Here is a 26,424-nt window from a genome sequence, read left to right as displayed (position 1 = left end):
ACAGCCGAGCCCGCACACGGGCCGTTTCCCTACCGCACCCCGAGCCGCCCGGAAACCGCCCTTCATGGGTCGTCACCAGCGGAAACGTTGCAGCGCTTTCCGCCGCACCCGGACCGGGAGCCGGTCGTGACATTTCCACACCGCCTGCGTGCCGTTTCTTGCACCCATTCTCCCTTTCCGTCGATCACCCCCACCCGCGCCCCAGCAGGCAAGATCCTTCCCTACCGAGGCGTAAATTCCATTCGCGCCGGAAAATTGCGCCGGAAAGTACTTCGGATATCGGGTCAGCGAAGCCCATTCGGCCGCCATTTCGGAGTGCGGCCGGGCCGCTCCGTGCTTAATCGGTTCGGTTCACCCCGGCCGTATAGGTCTCGATAACCGCGCGACCGGTCGCGGAATCCGCACCGACCGTTTCGTGGGTAACCGCCGTCACGGCTGTGAGCAGCCGGCTCCGGGCGACCCGCAGGGTCGCCATGATCTCCCGCGCGGTGTCGCCCGCGGGCCGCCGGCGAACGCCCTCGCCGAGACCGAGCGCCGTCAGGTCACCGCCCGCACCGACCGTCACGGTGATCAGGCCGTCGGGGCTGCGGGCGGTCTCGGAGAGCCGTGCCAGCCGGGCGGAGAGGGCGCGAGCCCGGTCCGCCCGCTCGTCGATGGCGCACCGCCACTCGTCGATCCACCGCTCGGCCTCGTGCAGATCCCGTCCGTCGAACATGGCACCTCCCCGTTCCTCGGTCAGCGTGACGACTTCGCGGCAGACGGTAGTGAGATCGGCGCGAGCCCGGAGACGGGCCTGTGGACAACCTCGCTCTGTGGATGACCGTGGTTCTGTCGGGGACGGGCGATACCGTGCCTGGGTGAGTTCGCACGCAGTCGTCACTCCGGCCGAGGAGGCCGCCACCGTCATCGCCGCCGTCCTGGGCGATCTGCTCAGCGGCGCCCATCGTGGGGTGGTGGTCGACTCCCCACCCGGCGCCGGCAAGTCGACGCTGGTGGTCCGGGCGGCCGGCGAGCTGGCCGCGACCGGTGCGCCCCTGATGATCGTGGCGCAGACCAACGAGCAGGTGGATGATCTGATCGACCGTCTCGGCACCCGGTCGCCGGAGATCGGGGTGGGCCGGCTGTCCGCGGTCGACTACGAGCCGACCGCCCGGGTGCGGGCGCATCCGCGGTGCCGGGTGGCGGCCAAGGTGGCCGACCTGGGCTCACCACCGGTCACCATCGGCACGGCGGCGAAATGGGCCACCGTGACCGAGGGCAGGTGGCCGTGGGCGATCGTCGACGAGGCGTACCAGATGCGCTCGGACGCCTTGTTGCGGGTCGCGCCCCGGTTCGAGCGAGCCCTGTTCGTCGGCGACCCCGGACAGCTCGACCCGTTCTCGACCGTCGAGGTGGACCGGTGGATCGGCCTCTCCTGGGATCCGATGCAGAGCGCGGTGGCCGTCCTGCTGCGGCACAATCCGGAGCTTCCGGTGCACCGGCTGCCGGTCTCCTGGCGGCTGCCCGCGTCGGCGGCGCCGGTGGTGGCCCGGGCCTTCTACCCGTTCACCGGCTTCCGCTCGGGGACCGGGCCGGGCGATCGCACGCTCACCTTCGAGCAGCCCGCACGGGACGCGCTCGACACGGTGCTGGACACCGCGGCGGCCACCGGCTGGGGGCTGCACGAGTTGCCGGAGCGCTTCACCGTGCGTACCGATGCGGAGGCCGCCGCGGCATGTGCCGAGCTGGCCGCACGGGCCCTGACCCGGGAGGGGATCGCCGTCTCCGAGGCCGGGAGCGGGCGGCTCACGCCGGAGCGGATCGCGATCGGCGCGGCCCATCGCGACCAGGTGGCGGCGATCCGGTCCCTGCTGCAACCGGAGGCCGCCGAGGTCACCGTGGACACGGCGAACCGTCTGCAGGGCCGGGAGTACGACCTGACCGTCGTGCTGCACCCGCTCTCCGGCCGGCGCGACGCCACCGCCTTCCACCTGGAGTCGGGGCGGTTGTGCGTGCTGACCTCACGGCACCGGCACGCCTGCGTGCTGGTGGCCCGCGCCGGGATCGCCGAGCTGCTCGACGCCCACCCGTCCACCGAGCCGGTTCATCTCAACGTGCCGGTCAAGTTCCCGGACGGCTGGGAGGCGAATCAGGCGATGCTGGCCCATTTACACCGAACGTAACCCAACGGTAACCGTCGATACGTCTACCGTGGAGACATGGCGTTCGACGGGGCCTACCTCCCGATTCTGCGACCCCGCCGGGGTGAGCTGACCGCGCTCGCGCACCTCTCCACGGAGGAGGCGGCCCGGGTGATCCCGGTCGTCGAACTGGAGCCGGACAGCGGGCTGCTCGCCATGCTCCGGGAGCTCCGCCCGGGCACCGGGACGATCGCCGTCGACTTCGGGCAACTGCCCGAGATCGACGCCCCGGAGCACCTCGCCGGGCGGCTGGCCGACCTCGGCCTCGGCCTGATCCCGGTGCTGCGGCCGGACGAGAGCGGCCCACGCCTGGCCGCACACGGCCGGGCCGCGCGCATGCACCGGCGCCGGGCCGTGCTCCGGCTGCGGCCGCACGCCGACGCCGGCAACCCGGCCGCGGCCGACGCCGTCACCGAGCGGCTGCTGCGCGCCTCCACCCTCGATCCGGACGACGTGCACCTGCTCATCGACCTGGCCGAGACGGCCTGCTCGGCACACGCCAGCGAGGTGGAGGACCGGGCCCGCCGGGTGCTGCGCTGGGCCCGGGCGACACCGTGGCGGTCGATCAGCGTGGCCTCCGGCGCCATGCCGCCCAACCTCGACGACCTGCCGACCGACCGGCCGGTCGCGGTGGGCCGCCTGGATGCCCGGCTCTGGGCCCGGCTCGGCGAGCCCGGCGTGGGGTACGCGGACTACGGCGTCACCTCACCGGTACGGCGTCACGGCGTCCAGCATCACCGGCAGTTGCCGACCCTGCGCTACACCACCGAGTCGGACTGGTGGATCTACCGCTGGGCCCGGCGCGGCGGCCGCAGCGACGACCGGTGCCACGACCTCTGCCGCACGCTGGTGACCTCACCGCAGTGGCCGGCGGCCGGCGCACGCTTCTCCTGGGGCGATGCCGAGATCGCCCGGCGGGCCCGGACCGCACGGGGCGCCGGCAGCTCGGCCAGCTGGATCGCGTGGAGCACCTCGCACCACATCGCGCACGTTCTGCGGGCTCTGCCGGGGCGCTGAGATGTCGTACGGTTGTTCTAATGTCGCTCACGGCTGCCCTCGCGTATGCACGGCACGGCATCCCCGTCCTGCCGGTGCACACGCCTGACCAGGGTGGCGTCTGTTCCTGCCACAGAGGAGCGCGATGCGACAGTCCCGGCAAGCACCCCCGGCTCAGGCACGGCCTCAGCGAGGCGTCCACCGATCCCCGTCAGATCCGGCTGTGGTGGACGTTCTGGCCGCGTGCCAACGTGGGCCTGCGGACCGGCGTGGTGATGGACGTGGCCGACGTCGACTCCGCCGAGGGCTGGCACGGGCTGCGTCACCTCCTCGGCGGCGACCTCCCGGCCGGCCCGCAGGTGCGCACCGGCGGGGGCGGCCGTCATCTGTGGTTCCGTCCGACCGGCTATGGCAATCGCGTCCGCCTGCTGCCCGGGCTCGACTGGCGCGGGGCGGGCGGTTACGTCCTGGCCCCGCCGTCGAGGCATGCCGGCGGCGGCGACTACCGCTGGATCCGGCGCCCGGCGGTGGCCCTCCCCGTCGGGCCGGCGACCCTGCTGGCGCTGGTCGCGGGCCCTCCCCCACCCGTGCGGGAGCGTCCGGTCGCCCATCCCGGGCGATATGCGGAAGCGGCCCTGGAGGCGGAGACCGACCGGGTCGCCCGCGCCCCGGCCGGTTCGCGGAACGACACGCTCAACCGGGCCGCCTTCGCCCTCGGCCGGCTGGTCGGAGCCGGGCTGCTGGCGGAGTCGACGGTGTGCTGGGAGTTGACCGCGGCCGCCCGGCACGCCGGGCTCGGCTGGACGGAGATTCGCGGCACGCTCCGGTCCGGCCTGACCGCAGGCCGGCGTCAGCCATTCGTGCACGGTCCACCAAACGCGGCCTGACCGGCGAATTCGGCCCGGCTACGGGGTCGGGTCATCCGATCGGGCGAGGCGAAACGGATGATCGGGTCAGAGCTGGAGCGGCGGCTCCCCACCTCCCGCCGGTAGCCTGGCAGCGAACCGGCCGGGGGGCGATGGTGCTTCAGTGGGACCTGATCGGCGAAGCCGAGCGGAGAGTGCTCGCTGATCCGTTACGCCTCAGGTCGGTTCGCCGGCTGATCGGTGGCCCGGTGCCCGACGAGGCCTTCGACCGGGTGGCCATGCTGGTCCGCAAGCTGGTCGACGCCCCGATGGGCGTGGTCTGCCTGGTCGACCTGGACCGTCAGGTGCTGGCCGGTCAGGTCGGTGTGCCGGACCCGCTGGCCTCGATCCGCGAGATGCCGCTCACCCACTCCTTCAGCCGCCACGTCGTGACCTCCGGCGAGATGCAGGTCGTGCGGGATGTGCGCGCCGACCCGCGGATGCGGGACAACCCCGCCATCACCGAGATCAACGCCATCGCGTACGCGGGAGCGCCCATCACCGATCCGGACGGGCTGATCGTCGGCACCCTGTGCGCCGTCGACCACGAGCCCCGCGTCTGGACCCCGAGTGAGATCGCCCTGCTCAGCGAGCTGGCCGCGGTCTGCTCCTCGGAGGTGTGCCTGCGGATCGCCCGGGCCGCCGCGGACGAGGCCCGGCGGACCGCCGAATCGGCACACCACCAACTGGAGCTGCTGGCCGAGCTGACCGAGTCGCTGGCCGCCACCATGGATGTGGAGGAGGCCATGCGCCGCCTCGGCGACATCGTCACGGGGCGGCTCGCCGACTGGTGCGTGGTCGCGGTCGCCGACGATCCGGGCGGCCCGGCATCCGTCGTCGCCACGCACCGCGATCCGGAGCGCGCCGCCGATATGGGCCGCCTCGCCGCACTGGCCGACTTCGCCCGTGACGATCTGCGCTCGATGCTGCTCGCCGTCCGGCGGGGCGGCCGGCCGTTCCGCAGCGGCGACGGAGCGGCCGACCTGCGAAGCCGGATCAGCGACACCGAACTGGCCGAGATCACCACCCGCGCCGGGTTCGGGGCGTCGCTGATCGTCCCGATCACCTCACCGGTGCGGCCGCGCGCGCTCGGCGCGGTGCTGCTGGTCAACCACCCCGACCGGCAGGGCTTCACGGCCGCCGAGGAGTGGACCGCCGCCGAGATCGGCCGCCGGGCCGGGCTCGCCGTGGAGAACAGCCGTCTCTACCGGGAGCAGCGGCACGTCGCCGAGGTGCTCCAGCGCAGCATGCTCACCGATCTGCCGGCCATCCCCGGCGTCGAGCTGCACGCCCGTTACCTTCCCGCGCAGGACGGCGCGGCGGTCGGCGGCGACTGGTATGACGCCTTCGTCCAGCCCGACGGCAGTGTCATCGTCGCGGTCGGGGACGTCTCGGGGCACGACATCGAGGCGGCCGCGACCATGGGGCAGCTGCGCAATCTGGTTCGAGGAGATGCGTACGGGCGGGACGAGGAGCCCGGCGCCCTGCTCAGCGCGCTCGACAACACACTGCACGGCCTGCGGGTCCCGGCTTCCGCGACCATGGTGCTGGCCCGGGTCCGCAAGTCGGCGACCGGTTACGCGATCGACTTCGGCAACGCCGGCCATCCACCACCGCTGCTGCTCCTGCCGGACGGCTCGGTCCAGGTCTGGTGGGTGCCACCGGAGCCGTTGCTCGGCCTGCCGCCACGGGAGCCGCGCAGCACCGATCATCGCGATGTGCCGGCGGGCTCGACGCTGCTCCTCTACACCGACGGCCTCGTCGAGGATCGGGACCAGTTCCTGGACGACGGCATCGACCGCCTGTCCGCGGTCCTGCGCACCCATGCCGGCCGTCCCGGCGACGAACTGTGCACCCGCCTCCTGGAGGTCGCCCCGCGCCGCAGCGACGACATCGCCCTCCTACTGGTCCGGCTCAGCTAGAGATCTTGTCGCGGTCACGGGAGGGCTGCGAGTCTCCCGCATGCCGGACCGGGCGATCTTGAACGCTTCGCCACCGAACGCGGTAGCTAATCGTCCAAGATCGACGCTCGATCGGTGCGAGAGGGGCCGCGGCCGCGAGCCCGACCGGACGAGCGGTCTGCTGGGCCGGCGGCGATACGCCGTCGGCGGGCCCGCCTGTTTCGCGCACTGTTGTCGATCTTGCCCGGCTGGCTTCGAGAGCTGTTTCAGAACGCTTGAGACAGCCCCCACGACCAGCCGAAACCGATCAGTTGCTATCCGGACGGTTCGGTGTTGGTATCCGGAACGGAAGCGGGTTCGGGTTGGGGCGCGAGAACGGAAGCGGATTCCGGTAGGGGCGCGAGAACGGAAGGGGGTTCCGGTAAGGGCGCGAGGACAGAAGCGAGTTCCGATGGGGGTACGGGAGCGGGGTCCGGCGCGAGGGCGGAAGCGGCAGCCGGCTCCGGCGCGAGGGCGGAAGCGGCAGCCGGCTCCGGCGCGAGGGCGGGAGCGGCAGCGGGGTCCGGTGTGAGGGCGGGGGCGGGGTCCGGTGTGGGGGCGGGCGCTGGCGGGCCGCCGTGCGTCCACGGGGTTTCGGCGGGGTCGGGTAGGGCGCCGCTCGGGCGGTAGGCCTCGCTCAAGGTGGTGAGTATCAGGTGTTCGCCGACGGCGGGGACGGAACCCGGCTCGGCCACCAGCTTGCGGCCCATCCCGCCGGAAAGCTCCAGGAGGACGTCGTGTCCTTCGGGGGCCGCCGGGGTCACCGAGACGACCCGGGCCTTCTGGGTGGGGCGGGTCGGCGAGGTGAGGGAGGTGCCGGGTTCGACCCGGACCGGCTCGGTGGTGTGGACCATGATGCGCGGGCGGAGGACGGGCCGTTTGCCGCTGTCGTCGATGCGGTCGGCCTTGGCCAGGGTGACGACCCCGGCGAAGGCGGCACCGGTGAGGCGGTATTCGGCCAGGACCAGCGGGTCGTCGAAGGCGCGCTGGACGGCGTACCGGGTGGCGGCGTTCTCCAGGCGCTGCAACCGGGCCGCGGCGGCGACCGCCCCGTCGCGGCGGGGCTGGGGTGGGCCGCCTTCGGCCAGGTGCTGGGTGAAGGCGGTGAAGGCGTCGCGGTCGGTGTCCCAGCGGAGCCGGACCCGTTCGCCGGCCGGGAGCCCGCGGAGCAGGGTGAGTGTGCGCCACATCCGCTCCCAGGTGGGGAGCAGCAGGTCGCGGAGGACGTCCGGGAGTTCCGGGGCGGACCGTTCGATGAGCGGGGCCAGGACCCGGTTGTCGAAGTCGGGGTCGGTGGCGGGGCCGGCGACCGGGCCGTTCTCGGCTTCGCGGGCGGCCGCCGCGCCGGACTCGATCCACGCCAGTTGGGCGCCGAACTGGGCGTCCTCGGCGCTGCTCTGCCCGGTCGCCCAGTGCAGGCCGAGGGCCTGTACCGCGTTGACCAGCAGTGACGAGCCGGGCACCTCGGCGGTGTTGGTGAAGAAGGTGAGCCATCGGCCGAGCAGCGGTACGGCGGCCGGGACCGGGTTCTCGCCGTCGACGGTCCGGAAGCGGGTGGATCGCCCGAAGAGCCGCAGGAAGTCGACGCCGCCCGGGTTGGGCACCCAGATCTGCGGGGCGTCGACGTAGCGCTGGCGGACGTCCTTGCCGCGATCGACCGGGACGTCCTCGGTCTGGTCCGTGAACGAGTCGAGGTACGGGACGAGCACTCCGGCGAGTTCCGCGGCGAAGGCGAACCGGTCGTCCCGGTTCCGCGGCTGGGCGACGGTCAGCAGCCGGGGCCGGGCCGGGTCGGTGCCGACCAGGGCGGCGAGGGGCGCGTTCGCTTCGCCGGCCATGGCCAGCGGGATCAGGATCAGCGGATGGTCGTGCACATGCAGGTGGCGGACGGTCGCGATGGGCTGCGCCCGCCCTTCCGCGACGGCCATCGCCCGCGCGAGCGCGGTCAGCGTGCTCACCGGGACACCACCGGCAGCGCGCCGGAACGAGGCCCGGCCACGGACGAGCCGCGAGCCGCGGACGGACCGTCCGCCAGCGGGTGAAGGCGGGTCAAGGCAGGACCTCGGTGCGCAGGCGGAGGGCGGCCCGCAGCATCGCCGCCGCCTCGGCCTGCTCCTCGGTGGGCTCGCGCTCGCCGGAGGCCAGCGCCAGCACCTCCTCGACGGTTTCGATGCCGCCGAGCGATTCCCGAACAGAACGGCCGAGTGCCGCCGTGCTGCCTGCCGCCTCGCTGCGGCAGAAGGCGGAGAGTTCGCAGGCGGAGAGGCACTCGGGCGCGTACCGGGGTTCGATGTGCCCGAGTGCCGCCACCAGCGCCGCCGGGTCGAGGGCCAGGTCGAAGCTGAGGTCGCCGGGGAGGGCCGCGGCCAGCGCGTCGACGGAGGCCAGCCGGGAGAGCTGGCGACGCAGGGTGGAGAGCTGTTTGCGCACGTCGAGGACGACCGCGATGGGCCGGAGCGAGAAGTTCTCCGGGCAGACGAGCACGACGTCGTGGCTGACCAGCGACGGGTCCAGGCTGAGCCGTTCCAGCAGGGCGCGCAGGGCGAGCACGTAGACGGCGGCCTGTACGGCGGCGGCGGACACCTTGGCGCTCTCCGCCTGCCCGTCGAGGATCGCGAACGACTTGATCTCGACGACCTGGAGGCGGCCCTGGTGGGCGTACGCGATCAGGTCCGGTTCGAGGTAGACGGTCTGCCCGGCGACGTCGAGGGTGAGCAGCGGATGGTCGACGAGGGCGGCGGTGGCGCCGGCGAGGAGCTCGGCCGTACGGTCGTGCCGGGCTCCGAGGGTGTCGTCGTCGTCCGCGCCGAGGTCTTGGTAGCCGATGCCGAGGTCGACGTCGAGGACGGACCGCAGCAGGGCGCAGTCGTCGGCTTTGAGCATGGCCTCGAAGGCGTTGCCGCGGGTGAGCGCGAACCGGCTCTGCCCGAAGCCGCCGGGGAAGCCGACCCGTTCGGCGAGTTTGAGCTTGTCGACGCCGGCCGCGTCGAGGACGGCCCGGCGGTTGCAGCCGGGGTTGCCGGTGAGCGCGGCGATGGTGCGCGCGTTGTGGCGCTTGGCCCGCCCGGAGCCGCGCAGCTGGTCAAGACGAGACATCGGATCCGTTCCTGAAGATCGGAAACTCGACTCTAGAACGTCGGAATCGAAGCGGCAATTCACCCACGGGAGGTGAATAAATCGCACATATCAGACACAAAGCCGCGAGCGCGCTACGTTCGGGACATGCCGAAGGCCATCTGGAACGACGAAGTGATCGCCGAGAGCGACGACACGGTGGTACTCGAGGGCAACCACTACTTCCCCCTCGCCAGCGTTCGTGAGGACGTGCTCGTCCCGTCGGACACGCACACCGTCTGTCCCTGGAAGGGCCGGGCGTCCTACTACTCACTCCGGGCGGACGGCGAGGTGGCACCGGACGCCGCGTGGTTCTTCCCGGATCCGAAACCGGACGCCGCGGCGGTCCGCGACCGGGTGGCGTTCCGTAGAGACGTCCGCGTCGAGGCCTGAACCTTCCCCGGAGGCCCGCTCACGTGATACGGGGGTGGGCCTCCTCGATCCTTCCGACTTCCAGATAGTCGAGCAGGTCACGCTGCTCCTCGGGCTCCAGCGCGAGGAACGCCGCGTACGCCTCCTCCCGCGCGTGCGTGGTCTCCGCCGCCAGCAGCGCGATGATCGCCGACCAGGCCAGCGAGACCCGGTCGAAGAGCCGCGCCCGGCGCAGGGACGTGAGCCGCGACAGCATCGCCACCTTGGTCGCCGCGTCGTCGTCGAGCGCGACCCGGTCGCAGAGCTCGAAGAGCGCCCTCCCCCGGTAGGGGTGCTCGGACTCGATCATCCGGGCCAGTTCGGCGTTGCCCATCCGGTCGACGGCCGGCGCCGGCCCCCGCCGCGGCAACGACGGCCCCGGCTCACCGTGCACGGCTGTCCCGCCCGCTCTCGAACCCGTTGCCCGGCGACTGATGCGGCAGCGTGGGGGTGTGGTGGAAGGTCGGGAACTCCGGAACCGGCATCACCGGCTCATCGACGTCGGCCCCGAACCCGTCCGGCTCCGGCTCGTCACCGGTCCGCGCGGCGGCCTCATCGAAACCCAGCAATTTGCCCTCCGTTACCTGGTTACTGCGGTGATGTCCCATGAGATCACGGCCGTTCAAACCCCGCGAGCACCCGCCGCGACGACGCCCGCCCCTCACCCGACCCGGCGACCGCCGTAACCTTCAGGCAACGCATCGATCGCCACAAGCGGCTCGCGGAGGAGAAGACAGTGCACGAGGGGCAGGACGACGGCGAGCCGGCGGAGTGGCACTCCGTGATGATCGACCTCTCCGATTCCTCCCTCGCGGACCTGGTCGACCGGGCCGGGCCGGACGACTCGGCCCTCGCCCGGGCGTTACGCCGGGTCACCGAGGACGGCCGGTCCGGCGAGCCGATCGCCGGGTTCAACTCCGCACTCTGAGCGCCGGTCCGCCCATGACCGTACAACCCTTCCGGCTCAGCGACGCCGCCTTCGCCGCGCTGGGCGCCGGGCGTCCCTCCGGTGACACCCTCGGCGTCTTGCGCCGCGCGGAGCTCAGCCGCCATCTGCTTCTGCTCCGCGAGGTGCGGCGCGGCCTTCGGTCAACCCCTCTCTGGTACGCGAAGAGCGCGGCCGCCGCGTCGAGTTCCGCCCGGGACTGGATCGCCGACCCGATGACCGGCCTGTGGGCGGCCGAGGCGCTGCGCCGTGGCCCGTTGGCGATGCCCGCCCCGGCTCCCCGGGACGGTCACCGGCTCACCGCCTCCAGCGGCGGCCTGACCCTGTCGGTGCGCCTGGAGGACACCGATCCGATCCGCGCCCGGTTGGGTCTCGTCCCGTCCGCCCCGGTCACTCCCGCGGAGCTGGCGCACTGGCGGTCCTGCCTGGAACGGGCCTGGACGCTGCTGGCCGGCGAGCACCGCCCGGCCGCCACCACCCTGGCCGCGGTGCTGCGGGTGATCGTCCCGGTGCGGCCGGACCCGGCCGCCGACGGCATCAGCGCCACCTCGGCGGAGGCGTTCGGCGCGGTGGCCATGTCGGTGCCGCCGGATCCGGTGGCCCTGGCCGTGGGCCTGCTGCACGAGACCCAGCACAGCGTCCTGAACGCCGCCCACCTGCTCTTCGACCTGGTCGAGCCGGACGGCACGAGGGGTTATTCGCCGTGGCGGGACGATCCGCGCCCGGCCTTCGGGGTGTTGCACGGCGCCTACGCGTACCTGGCCGTGACCAGGTTCTGGCGGGAGCGGGCACGGCGGGACCGGACCGCCGCGTTCGAGTTCGCCCGCTGGCGCACGGCCGTCGCGGAGGCCGCGTCCGGGTTACGGGACGGGGGCACGCTCACCCCGGCCGGGGACAGGTTCGTGTCCGCCCTGCTCGACGAGGTGCGCCCGTGGCTGGCCGAGCCGGTGGATCCCGAGGTGGAGCGCCTGGCCGGCCTGGTCGGCGCCGACCACCGGCTGCGCTGGCGGCTACGGAACCTGAGCGTCGGCCCGGCGGACACGGCCCGGCTCGCGGCGGCCTTCCGGTCCGGGCGCGACGCACCGGAGGTGGCCCCGGTTCCGGTGCCGTGGTCGGGGCGGGAACTGCCGGACAGTTCCCGGTTGCGCCTGGTGAAGGCGCTGCTGAAGGGTGACCCGGCAGCTACGCCCGGCGGTCGCGGCAATGGCGCGGATGCCGCCTGCTTGCGGGGCGCCCACGGCAGCGCGCGACGAGCGTACGAAAAAGATCTTGAAGTTGACCGTGGAAACGACGCGGCCTGGGCGGGCCTCGCCCTGGTCTCCCCGCACCCGGCCGTGCGTGCCCGGCCCGAGGTGATGCGCGCCGCCGCCCGGGCGGTGCCGGAGGCCTCGATCACGGAGCTCGCCGACTGGCTCGGGAAACCTCGCCAAGGATGACTCAAGCCCGCCCGGCCGGTACCGATGTGTCCCGCCGGAGGTGCAAAATGGGTCGCAACGCTTGGTGGGATCGGGTGCGGATCGTCGTCGACGACGCCGTGGTCCTCGCGTCGCTCGTCCTGCTGGCCTGGCCGGCGGCCGATTCCGCGCTGCCCGGCGGGCTGATCGGGCGGAGCGTGTCGCTGCTGGCGGCGCTCTGCCTGGGCCTGGCCGTGCTGTTGCTGGACACACGGCGCGGTCTGCTGCGGTATGCGACGGTGGCGGCCGCACTCGCCGCGATGGGCCTCCGGCATCTCACCGGCACGTTGCACCCGGGCGCGGTCTGGTTGCTGCTGCTGCTCGCGGCGGCCGGCCTGGCGCGGCAGTTCCTCAGTCACCGGGCCGACCCGGACCGGAACCGCCAGCAGGCCCTGCTGGCGCAGCAGGCGTTCCGTGACCCGCTCACCGGGCTCGGCAACCGGCGGATGTTCGTCGAGTACGCCGAGGAGGTCCTGGCCGAGCCGGCCCGCACCAAGACCGCGGTGATCGTGCTGGACCTGGACGGCATGAAGGACGTCAACGAGACGTTCGGGCAGGCGGTCGGTGACGACCTGCTGCGCGCCGCGGCCGAGCGGCTCGCCGTGAACGTGCGCGCCAACGACACCGTGGCCCGTCTGGACGGCGACGAGTTCGTGGTGCTGCTGTCCGGCCTGGAGGACGAGTACGCCGCCGTCGGGGTGGCCGAACGCGTCCTCACCGAACTGCACCGCCCGTTGCAGCTGAACGGGCTGGCGATCAGCATCCGGGCCAGCGCCGGCGTCGCCGTCTCGCACGGCGGCGACGGGCTGGACGGTGTGCTGCGCCGCGCCGACCAGGCCCTGATCCGGGCCAAACGGGACGGCGGCGGGGTGGCCCGGCGGTTCGACCCGGTGCTGTTCGCGAAGGCGGAGCAGCGGCGGCTGGCCGAGCAGGATCTGATGCGCGGCCTGGAGGCCGGCGAGTTCGAGGTGCACTACCAGCCGATCGTGGACCTGAACGCGGGCGGCATGACCGTCGGCGTGGAGGCCCTGGTCCGCTGGCGGCACCCGGAGAAGGGCCTGGTCCCGCCCGCGGTCTTCCTGGATCTGGCCGAGCAGCTCGGGCAGGTGCCCCGGCTCGGCGGCTGGGTGCTGGAGGAGGCCTGCCGGCAGGCGATGAACTGGCAGAACCAGTTCCCCGGCTTCGAGATGAACGTCAACCTGTCGGCGTCCCAGCTGACCGACCCGCGGCTGGTGGACGAGGTACGGGAGGTGCTCGCCCGTACCGGTCTGCCCCCGCGGGATCTGGTGCTGGAGTTGACCGAGTCGGTGGCGCTCACCGACCTGGTCGAGTCGGCCCGGGTGCTCAACGAGCTCAAGGCGCTCGGCGTACGGATCGCGCTGGACGACTTCGGCACCGGCTTCTCGTCGCTCAGCCACCTCAGCACCCTGCCGGTCGACGTGGTCAAGATCGACCGCTCGTTCGTGCAGGCCATGCCGGAGACCGGTGGGGCGTCGGTGGCCGAGGCGGTGCTGCACATCGCGCGGACCTTCAACCTGGACCCGGTGGCCGAGGGCGTGGAGGACGCCGGGCAGGCGGACCGGCTGCGCGAGCTGGCCTGCGGCCGGGCCCAGGGTTTCCACTTCGCCCGGCCGATGCCGGCCGTCGAGGTGACGGACCTGCTCGACAAGCAGTCGGCGGAGATCCTATAGCGGCGGCAGATCGATCTCCGTCTCCACGGCATGACCGGCGGCGGTCACCCGGAACACCGGGTGGCCGTCGCCGTACGCCTTGCCGAACGCGTCGAGCGCCTGCTGCCGTGCCGCCTCGTCGCCGCCGGTGAGCGCCAGGTTCCACGCGCAGGCCACGGTGTCCGGATGATCCGGCCCGCGGACCGCCCGGGAGCGGCGCAGCGTGTCGGCGGCCAGTTCCCGGGCCTGCTGCGCCTCGCCCACCGCCGCGAGATCGGCGGCCAGCCCGTTGGCGCAGCCCAGCGTGAACGGGTGATCGCCGCCGACGCTGCGCCGCAGCCCGCCGAGAATCTCCGCGCCGATGGTCCGCGCCTCGGCGTGCCGGCCCGCGGCCCGGATCATCCCGGCCAGCCCGGCCGATGCGGCGAGCGTGAACGGATGCTCGTCGCCGAGCACGGCGTGGTACCGGGTCACGGCGCGTTCCAGCAGCTCGTGGGCATGATCGAGGTCGCCGTCGGCGCGGGCGCAGTGTGCCGTCGACACGGTGGCGGCCAGGGTGTCGACGTTCAGCTCACCGAACCGCTGCCGGCAGACCCGGAGGTTGGCCTCGGCCAGGGCGTGGGCCGACGGGTCGCCGCGGCGGCGGGCGGCCATCGCGGCGGCCCGGCCGGCCCACAGCGCGAAGACGTGGTCCTCCGGCAGGTCCGTGCCGCGGGCCGCCAGCACCTCGGCGGCGCCCGCGTAGTCGCCGAGGCCGAACAGGTCGAAGGCCAGCCCGGCCCGGGTCGCCACGATCTCCGGATGGCCGTCCACGAAGATCGCCTGCCGGTGCCGCAGCACCTGCTCGTCCAGCACCCGGGCGCCCCGGAAGTCGCCGAGCAGCCGCAGGTCGGCGGCGAGGTTGTTGGCGCAGCGCAGCGCGGTCGGGTAGCCCTCGCCGAACAGCCGGCGGTACCGGACCAGATTGTCCGCGTCCAGCTGCCGGGCCTGACCGAAGTGACCCTGGATCCGCAGGTCGGCGCCGACACTGTTGGCGGTGGTCAGGGTGGCCTCGTCGTCGGCGCCGGCCACCTCCCGCTGGGTGCGCAGGGTGCGCAGGTTCAGGGTCCGCGCGTCGGCCGTGCGCCCGACCGCCCGCAGCGCGTTGGCCAGGTGGAACCCGGCCAGCAGGGTCTGCTCGGCGGACTCGCCCAGGGTGTCGCGCCAGCGGTCCGCCGCCGAGCCGGCCAGATCCCGGCTGGAGTCGTAGTCGCCGCGGGCGAAGTGGTACCGGACGCAGTTGACCACCAGCTGGCGGACCTCCTCGGCGTCGCCGCCGAGCAGGTCGGACGGGATCAGGTGCGGGGCCAGCTCGGCGTACCGGTACCAGCCGGCCGGGTCGTCGGGGTCGCCCGGATCGGCGGCCGCCAGCATGCCCCGGACCGTACGCTGCAGCGCCGCGTGCCGTTCCGGGCTGAGCTCCTGGCCGAACATGCTCCGGATCAGCGGATGCACGGTGAGCCGCTCCCCGGACGGGTCGAGTTCGGCCAGGCCGTACCGGCTGATCCGGCGCATCGCGGCCCGCAGCCGGCGCTCCACCCGGACCACCCGGGCCAGCTCCGCCTCCAGCGGCAGGGTGCGGGCCGCCCACAGCAGCCGCCAGGAGATCGGCGCGCTGGCCAGGAAGGTGCACAGCTCCAGCAGCATCCGGTCGGCCGGGGCGCCGGCGCCGAGCGCCTCGGCGGCCAGCCCCCAGGCCACCCGGATCGGGGTGGGGGAGGCCAGGTCGGCGGCACGGCGCTCGTAGTCGGACAGGTAGGCGGCGGCGCCGCGGCCGGTGGCGTCGCGGACGGCGGCGGCCAGGTCGAGGGCCATCGGCACGTCGTCGAGGCGGGCGGCGATCCGGTCGGCGTCGGCCGGGGACAGCTCCGGCGACCGCGACCGCAGCAGGTCCACACTGTCCGCCCGGGAGAACACCGGCACCGGCAGCGCCTGCGCCACCTCGGCCGTCCACCGCGGGTCGCGGCTGGTCACCAGCACGTGCCCGGCGCCACTGGGCAGGTACGGCGTGATGTCCTCGGGCCGGTTGGCGTTCTCGAAGACGATCAGCCAGTTCCGGTACGGCTCGCCCCGGCTGAGCGCGTCACGCACCGCGCCGAGTGTCCGGTTGAGATCACGGGCCTCCGGCACCCCGAGCCGCTGGGCCAGCCCGGCCAGTGACGCCCGTGCCCCGGCGGTCTGCTCGGCCGGGATCCACCAGATCAGGTCGTACGCGTCGGCGTGGCGGTGGGCGTACTCGACGGCGAGCTGGGTGCGCCCGGTGCCGCCGAGTTCCTGTTCCGGGCTCGGCAGCAGCACCACCGGGCCGCTGCCGAGCCGGTCGCGGAGCCGGTTCAGCAGGTCGTCACGGCCCACGAAGCGGGAGTTGCGCGGCGGGAGACCACCCCGGATCGACATGCCGATTACCGTACGTGGATACCTCGCCACAGAAAAGGAGGCCCGGTCACGCCGGGACGCGCAGTTCCTCGATGACGGGCAGCCGCTTCCCGGCGTAGAGCATCAGGCTCAGGATCGCGCCGAGGATGGCCAGGCCGCCGGCCACGTACCAGGCGATCGTGTAGTCGCCGAACCGGTCGCGGGCCAGCCCGGCCGCGGTGGCGGCGGCCGCCGCGCCGAACTGGTGCGAGGCGAAGACCCAGCCGAAGACGATCGGCCCGGCCGCGCCGAAGTACTCCCGGCAGAGCGTCACGGTCGGCGGCACGGTGGCCACCCAGTCCAGCCCATAGAAGAGGACGAAGATCAGCATGCTGGGATGCGCGGTGGCCGCGAACAGCGACGGCAGCACCAGCAGCGACAGCCCGCGCAGCGCGTAGTAGGCGCCGAGCAGGATCCGGCTGTCCACCCGGTCGGTCAGCCAGCCGGAGGCGATGGTCCCCACCACGTCGAAGACGCCGACCAGCGCGAGCAGTGTCGCGGCGGTGGTCTGCGGCATCCCGTGGTCGTGCGCGGCCGGGATGAAGTGCGTGCCGACCAGTCCGTTGGTGGTCGCCCCACAGATCGCGAACCCACCCGCGAGCAGCCAGAACGCCCTGGTCCGGGCGGCGTCGCGGAGCGCCCGCAGCGCGTTGCCCGCGGCCCCTCCGGCCGGTTTCACCGGCGTCTCGATCTCCGTGGCCCCGAGTGCCGGGACGCCCACTTGCGCCGGGTGGTCCCGCAACTTCCAACCCAGCAGGGGTACGACGGCGAGCGCCGCGATCGACACGGTGACCGCCGCCGTCCGCCAGCCGTCCGACTCGACGATCCGGGACAGCACCGGCAGGAAGATCAGGTTGCCGGTCGCCCCGGCGGCGGTGAGCACACCGGTGACCAGGCCGCGGTGCCGGACGAACCAGCGCCCGGTGATGGTGGCGACGAAACCGAGGGCGAGCGAGCCGGTGCCGAGGCCGACCAGCACGCCCCAGCAGAGGACCAGCTGCCAGCTCTGGGTCATCCACAGGGTCAGCCCGGAGCCCGCGGAGACCAGCAGCAGCGCGGCCATCGCGACCCGGCGGACGCCGAACCGGTTCATCAGGGCCGCGGCGAACGGCGCGGTCAGGCCGTAGAGCAGCAGGTTCACCGAGACGGCGGCCGAGATAGTGCCGAGTGACCAGCCGAACTCCTCGTGCAGCGGCTGGAGCATGACGGACGGGGTGGCGCGGAAGCCGGCCGCGCCGAGCAGTGCCACGAAGGTCACCGCCGCGACGGCCCAGGCGGGATGGATACGTCTCACGCCACTGATCCTGCTGGCCCGGAAACCATCGGACGAGTGGCCGGTAGGCCATCATGCGCAAGAATCAGGCCATGAAGCATCTCATCGCCATCCTGGTCCTGGAGGGCCTGGTCCCGTTCGACCTGGGCACGCCCACCCAGGTGTTCCTGTCGGCGCGCGACGACGACGGGAACCGGCTGTACCGGGTCCGGGTCTGCGGTCCGGCCCCGGTGGTCGCCGAGTCGGGCTTCACCCTGATCCCGGAGTTCGGCCTGGAACAGCTGGCCGAGGCCGACACGGTGATCGTCCCGGGGATCCACAAGGGCGGCCCGGTGACCGACGGAACCCTGCCCGACGAGGTGCGGCAGGCGCTGGTCGCGGCCGCCGCCCGGGGCGCCCGGATCGTCTCCATCTGCACCGGGGCGTCGGTGCTGGCCGCCGCCGGTCTGCTGGACGGCCGCCCGGCCGCCACCCACTGGGCCTGGGCCGAACGGATCGGCGGGCTGTACCCGCGGGTGCGATGGGACTTCGACGTGCTCTTCGTCGACGACGGGGACGTGCTCACCTCGGCCGGGGTGGGCGCCGGGGTGGACCTGTGCCTGCACATCGTCCGTGGCGACCACGGCGCCGCGGTGGCCAACCGGACGGCCCGGCGCTGCGTGGTACCGCCCTGGCGGGACGGCGGTCAGGCGCAGTTCATCGAGCGGCCGGTGCCGGACGCGCACGGTTCGGGCACCGAGCCGACCCGCGCCTGGGTGCTGGACCGGCTGGCCGAGCCGGTCACCCTGGAGGAGATGGCCGGGCACGCCCGGATGAGCGTACGGACGTTCACCCGCCGGTTCCGGGACGAGACCGGGCTCAGCCCCCGGCAGTGGCTGCTGCGCCAGCGGGTCGAGCACGCCCGCATCCTGCTGGAGTCGACCGATCTGGCGGTGGAGGCGGTGGCCCGGCGGGCCGGGCTGGGCAGCGCCACCGCGCTGCGGCAGCACATGCACGCCACGATCGGGGTGGCGCCGTCGGCGTACCGGCGGACCTTCCGGCCTGATCTTCGCGCGCTCAGTTCCGGGCGAAACCTTCCGATGGGGCAATGAACCCTCTTTCCCTCCGCCGCCGAGGTACGCATGGATCAGACCTTCCGCCCGCTGCTCGACGCCCTCAAACAGATCGGCGTGGACCCCGCCGCGGTCGACCGTGCCGCGGCGGAGGCCCAGCGCAGCGGCCGGTCCGTGCGCGCGGTGCTGATCAACGATCAGGTGGTCACCGAGGAGCAGCTCACCGAGGCGGCCGCCGCGGCGTTCGGGATCAAGACGCTGGACCTGGTCGGGTTCACCCCGGAGCCGGCCGCGCTGAAACGGATCCCGCTGCCGGTGGTGCTCCGGCACCGGGTGCTCGGCCTGGCGATCAACGGCAACGAGCTGGTGGTCGGTGTCACCGATCCGGCCGACGTGGTGGCGCTGGACGACGTACGGGCGTCCACCGGCATGACCATCCGCCCGGTGGTGGTGGCGCGCAGCGAGGTCCGCCGGATCATCGAGCGGCTCCAACGTGAGGGCGCCGACCTGGCCGACCTGGCCGACGAGGGGCAGGACGACCAGGCCGGCATGGCGGCCCAGGCCACCAGCACCGACGACGCCCCGATCGTCCGGTACGTGAACAGCCTGATCGAGCAGGCCGTCATGAACCGTGCCTCCGACCTGCATCTGGAGCCGACCGAGGACGACATGCGGGTCCGCTACCGGATCGACGGCGTGCTGCACGAGGTGGACCTGGTGCCCCGGGGCGTGATGTCGGCGCTGATCTCCCGCATCAAGATCATGTCCGGGGTCGACATCACCGAGAAGCGGATCCCGCAGAACGGCCGGATCACCGCCCTGATCCGGGACCGTACGGTCGACCTGCGTACCGCCACACTGCCCACGGTGTGGGGCGAGAAGATCGTGCTCCGGGTCCTGGACACCGGCGGCGGCATCGACCTGGACCTGGCGAAACTCGGTTTCACCCAGCACAACCTGCAACGCTTCTCCGCGTCGTTCAGCAAGCCGCACGGGATGGTGCTGGTGACCGGGCCGACCGGCTCCGGCAAGTCGACCACCCTGTACGCCACCCTCGGCAAGATCAGCCGGCCGGAGATCAACGTGATCACGGTCGAGGACCCGGTCGAGTACCGGCTGCGCGGCATCAACCAGGTACAGGTCAACGCCAAGGCCGGGCTGACCTTCGCGGCGGTGCTGCCGGCGATCCTGCGTACCGACCCGGACGTGGTCCTGATCGGTGAGATCCGGGACGGCGCCACCGCGCAGATCGCCGTCGAGGCCGCGCTCACCGGTCACCTCCTGCTCTCCACGCTGCACACCAACGACGCCCCGGGCGCGGTCACCCGGCTCACCGAGATGGGCATCGAGCCGTTCCTGGTCGGCTCGTCACTCGACTGCGTGCTGGCCCAGCGTCTGGCACGGCGGATCTGCGACTGGTGCAAGGAGCCGTACGCCCCCACCGAGGAGGAGATCGTCGGCGCCCACTGGCCGCTGGCGGACCTGGCCTTCCCGGAGGTGCTGTACCGGCCGGTGGGCTGCCGGAACTGCGCCAACACCGGGTACAAGGGCCGGATCGCGGTGCACGAGGTGATGCCGGTGAGCCCGGAGATCGAGTCGCTGTGCATCCGGCGGGCCGCGGCCGGCGAGATCCGCGAGGTCGCCCTGGCCCAGGGCATGTACGACCTGCGCGCCGACGGCCTGGCCAAGGCGGCGGGCGGCCTCACCTCGATCCGCGAGGTCTCCCGGGTGGCCGTCTGAACGGTTGCAGGGCTGAACCCGCACCGCACCCGAGCGCTCCTAAACCGGATTCCCCCGGTGCCGAATCAACAGGCGTCGGGAAACACCGAGCGGGACCGGGGGAACAGATGAGCACGCTCCAGCACGAGGCACGGCCCGGCGCCGGCGCCTCCGCGAACGACCTGGACGTGCTGAACCAGCTGCTCATCACCCTGGTCGAGGCGAACGGCTCCGACCTGCACCTGACCGTCGGCTCCCCGCCGATGATGCGGGTGCACGGCTCGCTGCGGCCGGTGCCCGGTTACGGCCGGCTCAACACCTCCGACACCGAACTGCTGGCCCGCGCGGCGGTCACCCCGGAACAGTGGGAGATCTTCCTGCGGGACCAGGAGATGGACTTCGCGCACAGCATCGTCGGCGTCTCCCGGTTCCGCGGCAACCTGTACCGCCAGCGGGCCTCGTACGGCGCGGTCTTCCGGGCCATCCCGCACAAGATCAAGCCGCTGGACGAGCTGGGCATGCCGGAGTCGGTGGCCCGCTTCGCCCATCTGCCCCGCGGTCTCGTCCTGGTGACCGGACCGACCGGTTCCGGCAAGACCACCACCCTGGCGTCCCTGCTCGACCTGGCCAACCGCAGCCGGGCCGACCACATCATCACGATCGAGGACCCGATCGAGTTCCTGCACCCGCACAAGCGGTGTGTGGTGAACCAGCGGGAGGTCGGCGCCGACACCGACAACTTCGCCACCGCGCTCAAGCACGCGCTGCGGCAGGACCCCGACATCATCCTGGTCGGCGAGCTCCGTGACCTGGAGACCACCGCGACGGCGCTGACCGCCGCGGAGACCGGTCACCTGGTGATGGCGACCCTGCACACGCAGAGCGCCACCCAGACCATCGACCGGATCATCGACATCTTCCCCCCGCACCAGCAGCTCCAGATCCGTGCCCAGTTGGCGGCCAGCCTCCAGGGCGTGATCACCCAGGCGCTGGCGCCGACCGCCGACGGAAAGGGGCGCCTGGTGATCTGCGAGATCCTGACCTGTACGCCCGCCATCCGAAGCCTGATCCGGGAGGGCAAGACGCACCAGATCCCGTCCTTCATGCAGGCCGGCGGCAGCGAGGGCATGCTCGCCTTCGACCAGCACCTGGGCGAGAAGGTCCGGGAGGGCCTGGTCAGCCTGTCGGCCGCGCTGGAGATCTGCCATTCCGCCGAGGAGCTCAAGCGCCTCGTGGGACGGGCGTGATCCGATGCCGTCCACCAAGATGTTCCGGTACGAGGCGATCGACGCCACCGGTAAGAAGGCCAAGGGCACCATCGAGGCGCCCAACGAGGCCGCCGCCACCCACATGCTGCGCCAGCGGGGCGATGTGCCGCTCGGCGTCACCGAGGCCGGTCAGGGTCTCCATCGGGAGATCAAGATCCCGGGCCTGGGCAACCGCGCCAAGCTGAAGGATCTCGCCGTGTTCGCACGGCAGTTCGCCACGATGACCGCGTCCGGCATGTCGCTGCTGCGGTCGCTGGCGATCCTCGAGGAGCAGACCTCCGCGCCGTCGCTGAAGAAGGCGATCGCCGAGGTGAGCACCGACGTGGCCGCGGGCGCCGGGCTCTCGGCGGCGATGGCCAAACACGACCGTGTCTTCCCGCGCCTGATGATCGCCATGATCCGGGCCGGCGAGACGGGCGGCATGATCGACCAGGCCCTCGAGCAGATCGCCGAGAGCCTGGAGAAGGACACCGCGCTCCGCGGCAAGATCAAGGGCGCGCTGACCTACCCCGCGATCGTGCTGGCCTTCACCTTCGTGATGATCGCCGGCGTACTGATCTTCATCGTCCCGATCTTCGAGGAGATGTTCAAGAACCTCGGTGGCGAGCTGCCGGCGATCACCCAGTTCCTGGTCACCACCAGCCACAACATGGGCTGGATCGGGCCGCTCTTCCTGGGCTCGGTGATCGGTGGAACCGCCCTCTACAAGCGCCGGATGCGCGACAGCCAGGAGTTCCGCCTCAGGGTCGACAAGATCAAGGTGCGGATGCCGGTCTTCGGGCCGCTGCTCCAGAAGCTCGCCATGAGCCGCTTCTCCCGCAATCTGGGCCTGCTCCTGAACGTCGGTGTTCCGGTCATGCAGGCACTGACGGTGGTCGGCGAGACCACCGGCAACGAAGTCATCAACGCCGCGATGAAGGACGTCCAGGCGACCGTTCGGGACGGCAACCCGATGTCTTCGGCACTACGGAACCACCCGATCTTCCCGGCCATGGTCACCCAGATGATCGAGGTCGGTGAAGAGAGCGGTCAGATCAGTCAGATGCTCGACAAGGTTGCCGATTTCTACGACCGCGAGGTCGACGCCGCGGCCGAGTCCCTGACCGCGTCCATCGAACCCATCATGGTGCTCGTCATGGGCACCGTGGTCGGCGGCATGGTCATCTGCCTCTACCTGCCGATGTTCACGATCTACCAGAACATCCAGGGCTGACGACCCGGCAACGACGCCACCGCCGTTCTCTCGGCCGACTCCCGACGGCCGACAGCAACACCTTCCCGGGTGCCCGAGCCCGGCCCTTCCCCAACCACACCACGCCCATGGAGGCACCCTCATGCAGGACATCATCTCCCGACTCCGCGCCGGCAAGAAGAACGACGAAGGCTTCACCCTGATCGAGCTCCTGGTCGTGGTGGTCATCATCGGTGTTCTGGTCGCGATCGCCGTGCCGGTCTACCTGAACTACCGGCAGGGTGCTGCCGACAAGTCGGCTCAGTCGGACGTGCGCGGCGCGATCAGCGCGGTCGAGCAGTTCTACACCAACAACAACAACAAGTTCCCGGCCACGAAGAAGGACGACTCCGGCACCGCCACCAAGCTGGAGCTCCCGGCCGTGGCCACCGGTGGCACCGTGGCGACCATCACGCTGTCGGACAAGACGCAGCTCGGTTACGTCAAGAACGGCGAGAGCGCCTACAAGATCTGCGCGACCAACACCGGCGGCAGCGAAAAGTACTACCTGTACGACAGCGCGACCGGTGGTTCGGTGGCCGACGCCGGCAAGAAGCTCAACCTCGACACCTGCGCCTGATCGTCCACTCCCGGGTGGCGCCGACTCCGGTGCCACCCGGACCCGTTCTCATCTCCTGACGAACCCGAGGAGGACCGCCGTGCCCCAGACCCTGCTGATCGGCATCGTGGCCCTCCTCGGGCTCGCCATCGGATCCTTTCTGAACGTGGTGATCCACCGGGTGCCCCGCGACGAGTCGCTGGTCCGGCCCGGGTCACACTGCCCCGAGTGCGGCAACCCGGTCCGGGCCCGGCACAACGTGCCGGTGCTCGGCTGGCTCGTGCTGCGCGGCCGGTGCGCCGACTGCGGCACCCGGATCAGCGCCCGCTACCCGCTGGTCGAGGCCGGCACGGCGGTCCTCTTCGCGGCGGTCGCGGCCCGCTTCGGCTGGTCCTGGGAACTGCCCGCCTACCTCTACCTGGCCGCCGTCGCGATCGCCCTGACGATGATCGACCTGGACGTCATGCGGCTGCCCAACAAGATCGTCCTTCCCTCGTACGGCGTGGCCGTCGCGCTCCTGGCGCCGGTCTCGCTGGCCGCCGGCTCCTCCGGCGACCTGCTCCGCGGCGCCCTCGGCGCGGCCCTGCTCTACCTGGTCTACCGGGTGCTCGCGTTCTGGGGCATGGGCGGCGGCGACGTGAAGCTGGCCCCGCTGCTCGGCTTCTACCTCGGCTGGCTCGGCTGGAACGCGGTAGCGGTCGGCGCCTTCGCCGCGTTCCTGCTCGGCGGCCTGGTCGGCGGCGTCCTGCTGGCCCTCAAGCTGGTCAGCCGCAAGACCCGGGTGCCCTTCGGCCCGTACATGCTGGCCGGCGCCTTCCTGGCGGTCTTCGCCGCGGCGCCGCTCGCCGACTGGTACACCACCCTGCTGACCCCCACCGTCTGACTGCTCAAAGGAAGGAAAACCGATGGCTGGCGCACCGCCGATCGGGCTCGACATCGGCTCGTCCTCCATCCGGGCCGTCGAGGTCCGGCGCAGCAAGGACGAGTACTCCCTGGTCAACTTCGGCCAGTTCCCGCTGGAGCCGGGCACCGTCTCGGCCGGCGTGATCCAGAACCCGGGCGCGGTCACCGCGGCGCTCAAGCAGCTCTGGGCCGCCTGCAAGTTCGGCACCAAGCGGGTCACCCTGGCGGTCACCAACCCGCAGCTGGTGGTCCGCGAGACGTCGATCGCCAACCTGCCGGCCGGCCAGATGCGCCAGGCCCTGCCCTTCCAGGTCAAGGAGCAACTGCCGCTGGCGGTCGAGCGCTCACTGCTCGACTTCTATCCGCTGGAGCAGCCCGGGGACAACCCGACCGTACGGGGACTGCTGATCGCCGTACCCAAGGAGTCCGTGGTCACCCTGGTCCAGGCGGTCCAGAAGGCCGGCCTCAAGGTCAAGGGTGTCGACCTCTCCTCGTTCGCCATGCTGCGCGCCGCCTCCCGGCTGGACGCCCAGGTGGAGGCGATCGTCGACATCGGAGCGAACATCACCAGCGTGGTGGTGCACACCGACGGTGAGCCGCTGTTCGTGCGTACCCTGCCCCGGGGCGGCGCCGAGATCACCGAGAGCATCGCCGGCCGCCTGGGCCTGGACACGGCCGAGGCCGAGGCGCTCAAGTGCCGGTACGGCCTGCACGGCAACGGCAACCCGGACGCGGTGGCCGCCCTGGTCGACGCGGTCCGCCCGCTCTCCAGCGAGCTGCGCAGCTCGTTCACCTACCTGGCCTCCGGCGAGCGGCAGAAGCAGGTCACCCGGATCTCGCTGTGCGGTGGCAGCGCGCTCATGCCCGGCCTCGCCGAGCACCTCCAGGAGCAGCTCGGCGTCGCGGTCCGGTACGCGGACAGCGCGGCCCGGCTGCGCGACACCCGCAAGGCGCGGGAGCGCGGTTTCGACAGTTTCGTGCCGTCGGCGGCGGTGTCGATCGGCCTCACCCTCGGAGCGGCCTGATGACTCCCACCGCACTGATGCCCCTCGACCCCACGGTCTCGCCGCAGCAGGCGGCCCGGGTCCTCACCATCCGCGCCGACCTGCTGCCCCCGGAGATCCGGGACGGTCGCCGGGCCCGGCGTACCCGTTCGCTGATCATCGTGCTGGTGCTGGTCACGCTGGCCGGCCTGGGCACCTGGTACTGGCAGGCCGGTCTGGCCAAGCAGGCCGCGGACGACGAGTACAACGACGTCTTCCAGTCCCTCGCTCGGGCCCGGACGGCTCAGAAGACCGACGCGCTCAGGGACCTGGTCGAATACCAGGACGGTGGAAAGGCCTTGAACGCCGAACTGACCTCGGTGCTTGCCAACGACCTGTCCTGGACCAACATGCTCAACCTTCTCCGGGACCAGGCGGAGGACGACGTGGACATCTCCGAGATCAGCGGCGGCCTGGTCGAGGAGAGCAACGAGGAGGCGGCCGCCGGAGCGGTCGGCAACCTGACCATCACCGGCACCGCCCAGGACAAGCGCCGGGTCGCCGAATACGTGAACCGGCTCGGCAAACTGCGGCACGTGGAGAACCCGTTCGTCACCAGCGTGACGAAGCAGGAGAAGAGCAAGGTGTCCTTCACCGTGTCGGTCGCCATCACCAAGAAGGCCCTCTGCGGCCGCTTCACCTCCGACTGCCCGAGCGAAGGCAAGTGATGAACGCACGCCGCATCGACCAGATCTGGCTCTTCGGGGGCCTGGCCCTGACCATCCTGCTCGCGGTGGGCGGCTGGTTCCTGGTGATCTCGCCCCAGTACACCGCGCGGGACAGCGTGCAGACCGACACCGCCGACACGCGGATCCAGCTGACCAAGGAACAGCGGAAGCTGGCCGAGCTGAAGGCACAGCTCAAGAAGGTCGACACCTACGAGGACACCCTCGTCGAGGCGCAGAAGGCCCTGCCCTACGGGGAGAACACCAACAAGATCCCCGAGTTTCTGAAGCAGTTGCAGGTCCTCGGCAGCAAGTACGGCGTCGACGTCAGCGGCTACAGCGCCTCGGTGCCGGAGGAGTCCAAGACCACCCCGGCCATCAAGCAACTGCCGATCACCCTCAACATCGAGAGCGGCAAGGTCGACAAGATCATCGACTTCGTGGAGCGCCTGCAAACCATGCAGCCGCGAGCGGTCCTGATCGAGAGCGCCAAGCTCAGTGGCGACAACACGGACGGATGGGAGCTCAACCTCTCGCTGAGCGCCTTCATCACCACGACTCAGACCATCTCGGTCGACTCCTGATCCACCCGGCCCGGGCCCTGCTCCGACCCCGGAGCCGGGCTCGGACCGCAACCGGCT

General features: G+C 71.9%; 23 protein-coding genes and 1 pseudogene. 17 read left to right on the top strand and 7 right to left on the bottom strand.

Translation table 11 applies throughout. From position 1 onward, the window contains the following. Positions 1-337: 337 nt before the first annotated feature. Positions 338-715 (bottom strand): YbaB/EbfC family DNA-binding protein, encoded by a 378-nt coding sequence (locus tag J5X75_RS19320; protein WP_208468803.1) that lies wholly within the window; start codon positions 713-715, stop codon positions 338-340. 142 nt (positions 716-857) lie between these two features. Here J5X75_RS19320 and J5X75_RS19315 point away from each other — a divergent pair, with 142 nt between their 5' ends. The 4 genes from J5X75_RS19315 (at position 858) to J5X75_RS19300 (ending at position 6,003) form a co-directional block, all read left to right on the top strand. Continuing rightward, positions 858-2,162: an AAA family ATPase gene (locus tag J5X75_RS19315; protein WP_307798160.1), complete on the top strand. Its 1,305-nt coding sequence runs from the start codon at positions 858-860 to the stop codon at positions 2,160-2,162. A 36-nt stretch (positions 2,163-2,198) separates the two neighbouring features. Next, complete coding sequence (locus tag J5X75_RS19310) at positions 2,199-3,197, top strand: beta family protein (protein ID WP_208468801.1); 999 nt, start codon at positions 2,199-2,201, stop codon at positions 3,195-3,197. Between the two features lie 20 nt (positions 3,198-3,217). Next, positions 3,218-4,063 carry a bifunctional DNA primase/polymerase gene (locus J5X75_RS19305; RefSeq protein WP_208468800.1) on the top strand — a complete coding sequence of 282 codons (846 nt, stop codon included), beginning with the start codon at positions 3,218-3,220 and terminating at the stop codon, positions 4,061-4,063. A gap of 131 nt (positions 4,064-4,194) precedes the next feature. Beyond that, on the top strand, positions 4,195-6,003 hold the full coding sequence (locus tag J5X75_RS19300) for a GAF domain-containing SpoIIE family protein phosphatase (RefSeq protein ID WP_208468799.1): 1,809 nt from the start codon (positions 4,195-4,197) through the stop codon (positions 6,001-6,003). A gap of 554 nt (positions 6,004-6,557) precedes the next feature. Here the strand turns inward: J5X75_RS19300 and J5X75_RS19295 are convergent. Both J5X75_RS19295 and J5X75_RS19290 read right to left on the bottom strand, forming a co-directional pair. Next, positions 6,558-7,979: pseudogene (locus J5X75_RS19295) on the bottom strand (hypothetical protein); the annotation flags it as partial. Between the two features lie 91 nt (positions 7,980-8,070). Beyond that, positions 8,071-9,117 carry a hypothetical protein gene (locus tag J5X75_RS19290; protein WP_208468798.1) on the bottom strand — a complete coding sequence of 349 codons (1,047 nt, stop codon included), beginning with the start codon at positions 9,115-9,117 and terminating at the stop codon, positions 8,071-8,073. 126 nt (positions 9,118-9,243) lie between these two features. Here J5X75_RS19290 and J5X75_RS19285 point away from each other — a divergent pair, with 126 nt between their 5' ends. Continuing rightward, positions 9,244-9,528, top strand: a complete 285-nt coding sequence (locus J5X75_RS19285) for a DUF427 domain-containing protein (protein ID WP_208468797.1) — start codon at positions 9,244-9,246, stop codon at positions 9,526-9,528. 19 nt (positions 9,529-9,547) lie between these two features. Here J5X75_RS19285 and J5X75_RS19280 read toward each other — a convergent pair whose 3' ends face one another. After that, the gene (locus J5X75_RS19280; protein WP_307798159.1) at positions 9,548-9,940 is read right to left on the bottom strand and encodes a hypothetical protein; all 393 of its coding nucleotides are present in this window, start codon (positions 9,938-9,940) and stop codon (positions 9,548-9,550) included. Beyond that, positions 9,930-10,115 (bottom strand): hypothetical protein, encoded by a 186-nt coding sequence (locus J5X75_RS19275; protein ID WP_208468796.1) that lies wholly within the window; start codon positions 10,113-10,115, stop codon positions 9,930-9,932. The genes J5X75_RS19280 and J5X75_RS19275 overlap by 11 nt, the downstream gene beginning before the upstream one ends. 167 nt (positions 10,116-10,282) lie before the next feature. On the opposite strand from J5X75_RS19275, the gene fxsA reads away from it, so the two are divergent. From fxsA to J5X75_RS19260, 3 genes are read left to right on the top strand one after another with little or no spacing between them, the layout of a single operon-like run. After that, entirely contained in the window at positions 10,283-10,474 is a 192-nt protein-coding gene (gene fxsA / locus J5X75_RS19270) for an FxSxx-COOH cyclophane-containing RiPP peptide (RefSeq protein WP_307798158.1), read from the top strand. Positions 10,475-10,488: 14 nt separating this feature from the next. Continuing rightward, on the top strand, positions 10,489-11,928 hold the full coding sequence (locus tag J5X75_RS19265; protein ID WP_208468795.1) for an aKG-HExxH-type peptide beta-hydroxylase: 1,440 nt from the start codon (positions 10,489-10,491) through the stop codon (positions 11,926-11,928). Between the two features lie 47 nt (positions 11,929-11,975). Beyond that, on the top strand, positions 11,976-13,637 hold the full coding sequence (locus J5X75_RS19260) for a putative bifunctional diguanylate cyclase/phosphodiesterase (protein WP_208468794.1): 1,662 nt from the start codon (positions 11,976-11,978) through the stop codon (positions 13,635-13,637). Here the strand turns inward: J5X75_RS19260 and fxsT are convergent. Beyond that, positions 13,632-16,052 carry an FxSxx-COOH system tetratricopeptide repeat protein gene (fxsT, locus tag J5X75_RS19255; RefSeq protein ID WP_208468793.1) on the bottom strand — a complete coding sequence of 807 codons (2,421 nt, stop codon included), beginning with the start codon at positions 16,050-16,052 and terminating at the stop codon, positions 13,632-13,634. The genes J5X75_RS19260 and fxsT overlap by 6 nt on opposite strands. Positions 16,053-16,098: 46 nt before the next feature. After that, positions 16,099-17,364 carry an MFS transporter gene (locus J5X75_RS19250; RefSeq protein ID WP_208468792.1) on the bottom strand — a complete coding sequence of 422 codons (1,266 nt, stop codon included), beginning with the start codon at positions 17,362-17,364 and terminating at the stop codon, positions 16,099-16,101. A 53-nt stretch (positions 17,365-17,417) separates the two neighbouring features. Here J5X75_RS19250 and J5X75_RS19245 point away from each other — a divergent pair, with 53 nt between their 5' ends. The 9 genes from J5X75_RS19245 to J5X75_RS19205 all read left to right on the top strand — a co-directional run bounded on the left by J5X75_RS19245 (position 17,418) and on the right by J5X75_RS19205 (position 26,367). Continuing rightward, positions 17,418-18,434, top strand: coding sequence for a GlxA family transcriptional regulator (locus J5X75_RS19245; RefSeq protein ID WP_208468791.1), 1,017 nt, complete (start codon positions 17,418-17,420; stop codon positions 18,432-18,434). A 30-nt stretch (positions 18,435-18,464) separates the two neighbouring features. After that, positions 18,465-20,135, top strand: coding sequence for a GspE/PulE family protein (locus tag J5X75_RS19240; protein ID WP_208468790.1), 1,671 nt, complete (start codon positions 18,465-18,467; stop codon positions 20,133-20,135). 107 nt (positions 20,136-20,242) lie between these two features. After that, positions 20,243-21,361, top strand: coding sequence for a type IV pilus twitching motility protein PilT (locus J5X75_RS19235; RefSeq protein ID WP_208468789.1), 1,119 nt, complete (start codon positions 20,243-20,245; stop codon positions 21,359-21,361). Between the two features lie 4 nt (positions 21,362-21,365). After that, on the top strand, positions 21,366-22,595 hold the full coding sequence (locus J5X75_RS19230) for a type II secretion system F family protein (RefSeq protein WP_208468788.1): 1,230 nt from the start codon (positions 21,366-21,368) through the stop codon (positions 22,593-22,595). 121 nt (positions 22,596-22,716) lie between these two features. After that, positions 22,717-23,193: a prepilin-type N-terminal cleavage/methylation domain-containing protein gene (locus J5X75_RS19225; protein ID WP_208468787.1), complete on the top strand. Its 477-nt coding sequence runs from the start codon at positions 22,717-22,719 to the stop codon at positions 23,191-23,193. Positions 23,194-23,272: 79 nt separating this feature from the next. Beyond that, positions 23,273-24,055 (top strand): prepilin peptidase, encoded by a 783-nt coding sequence (locus J5X75_RS19220; RefSeq protein ID WP_208468786.1) that lies wholly within the window; start codon positions 23,273-23,275, stop codon positions 24,053-24,055. 22 nt (positions 24,056-24,077) lie between these two features. Then, positions 24,078-25,100, top strand: a complete 1,023-nt coding sequence (gene pilM, locus J5X75_RS19215; RefSeq protein WP_208468785.1) for a type IV pilus assembly protein PilM — start codon at positions 24,078-24,080, stop codon at positions 25,098-25,100. Beyond that, positions 25,100-25,786, top strand: coding sequence for a PilN domain-containing protein (locus tag J5X75_RS19210; RefSeq protein WP_208468784.1), 687 nt, complete (start codon positions 25,100-25,102; stop codon positions 25,784-25,786). Before pilM ends, J5X75_RS19210 begins: the two co-directional genes overlap by 1 nt. Further along, positions 25,786-26,367 carry a type 4a pilus biogenesis protein PilO gene (locus J5X75_RS19205; RefSeq protein ID WP_208468783.1) on the top strand — a complete coding sequence of 194 codons (582 nt, stop codon included), beginning with the start codon at positions 25,786-25,788 and terminating at the stop codon, positions 26,365-26,367. The genes J5X75_RS19210 and J5X75_RS19205 overlap by 1 nt, the downstream gene beginning before the upstream one ends. Positions 26,368-26,424: the final 57 nt, after the last annotated feature.

The sequence above is a fragment of the Actinoplanes flavus genome (assembly GCF_017592555.1).
In the GTDB taxonomy this organism is placed as follows: Bacteria; Actinomycetota; Actinomycetes; order Mycobacteriales; family Micromonosporaceae; genus Actinoplanes; species Actinoplanes flavus.
This window is presented reverse-complemented; position numbering and strand designations above follow the sequence as displayed.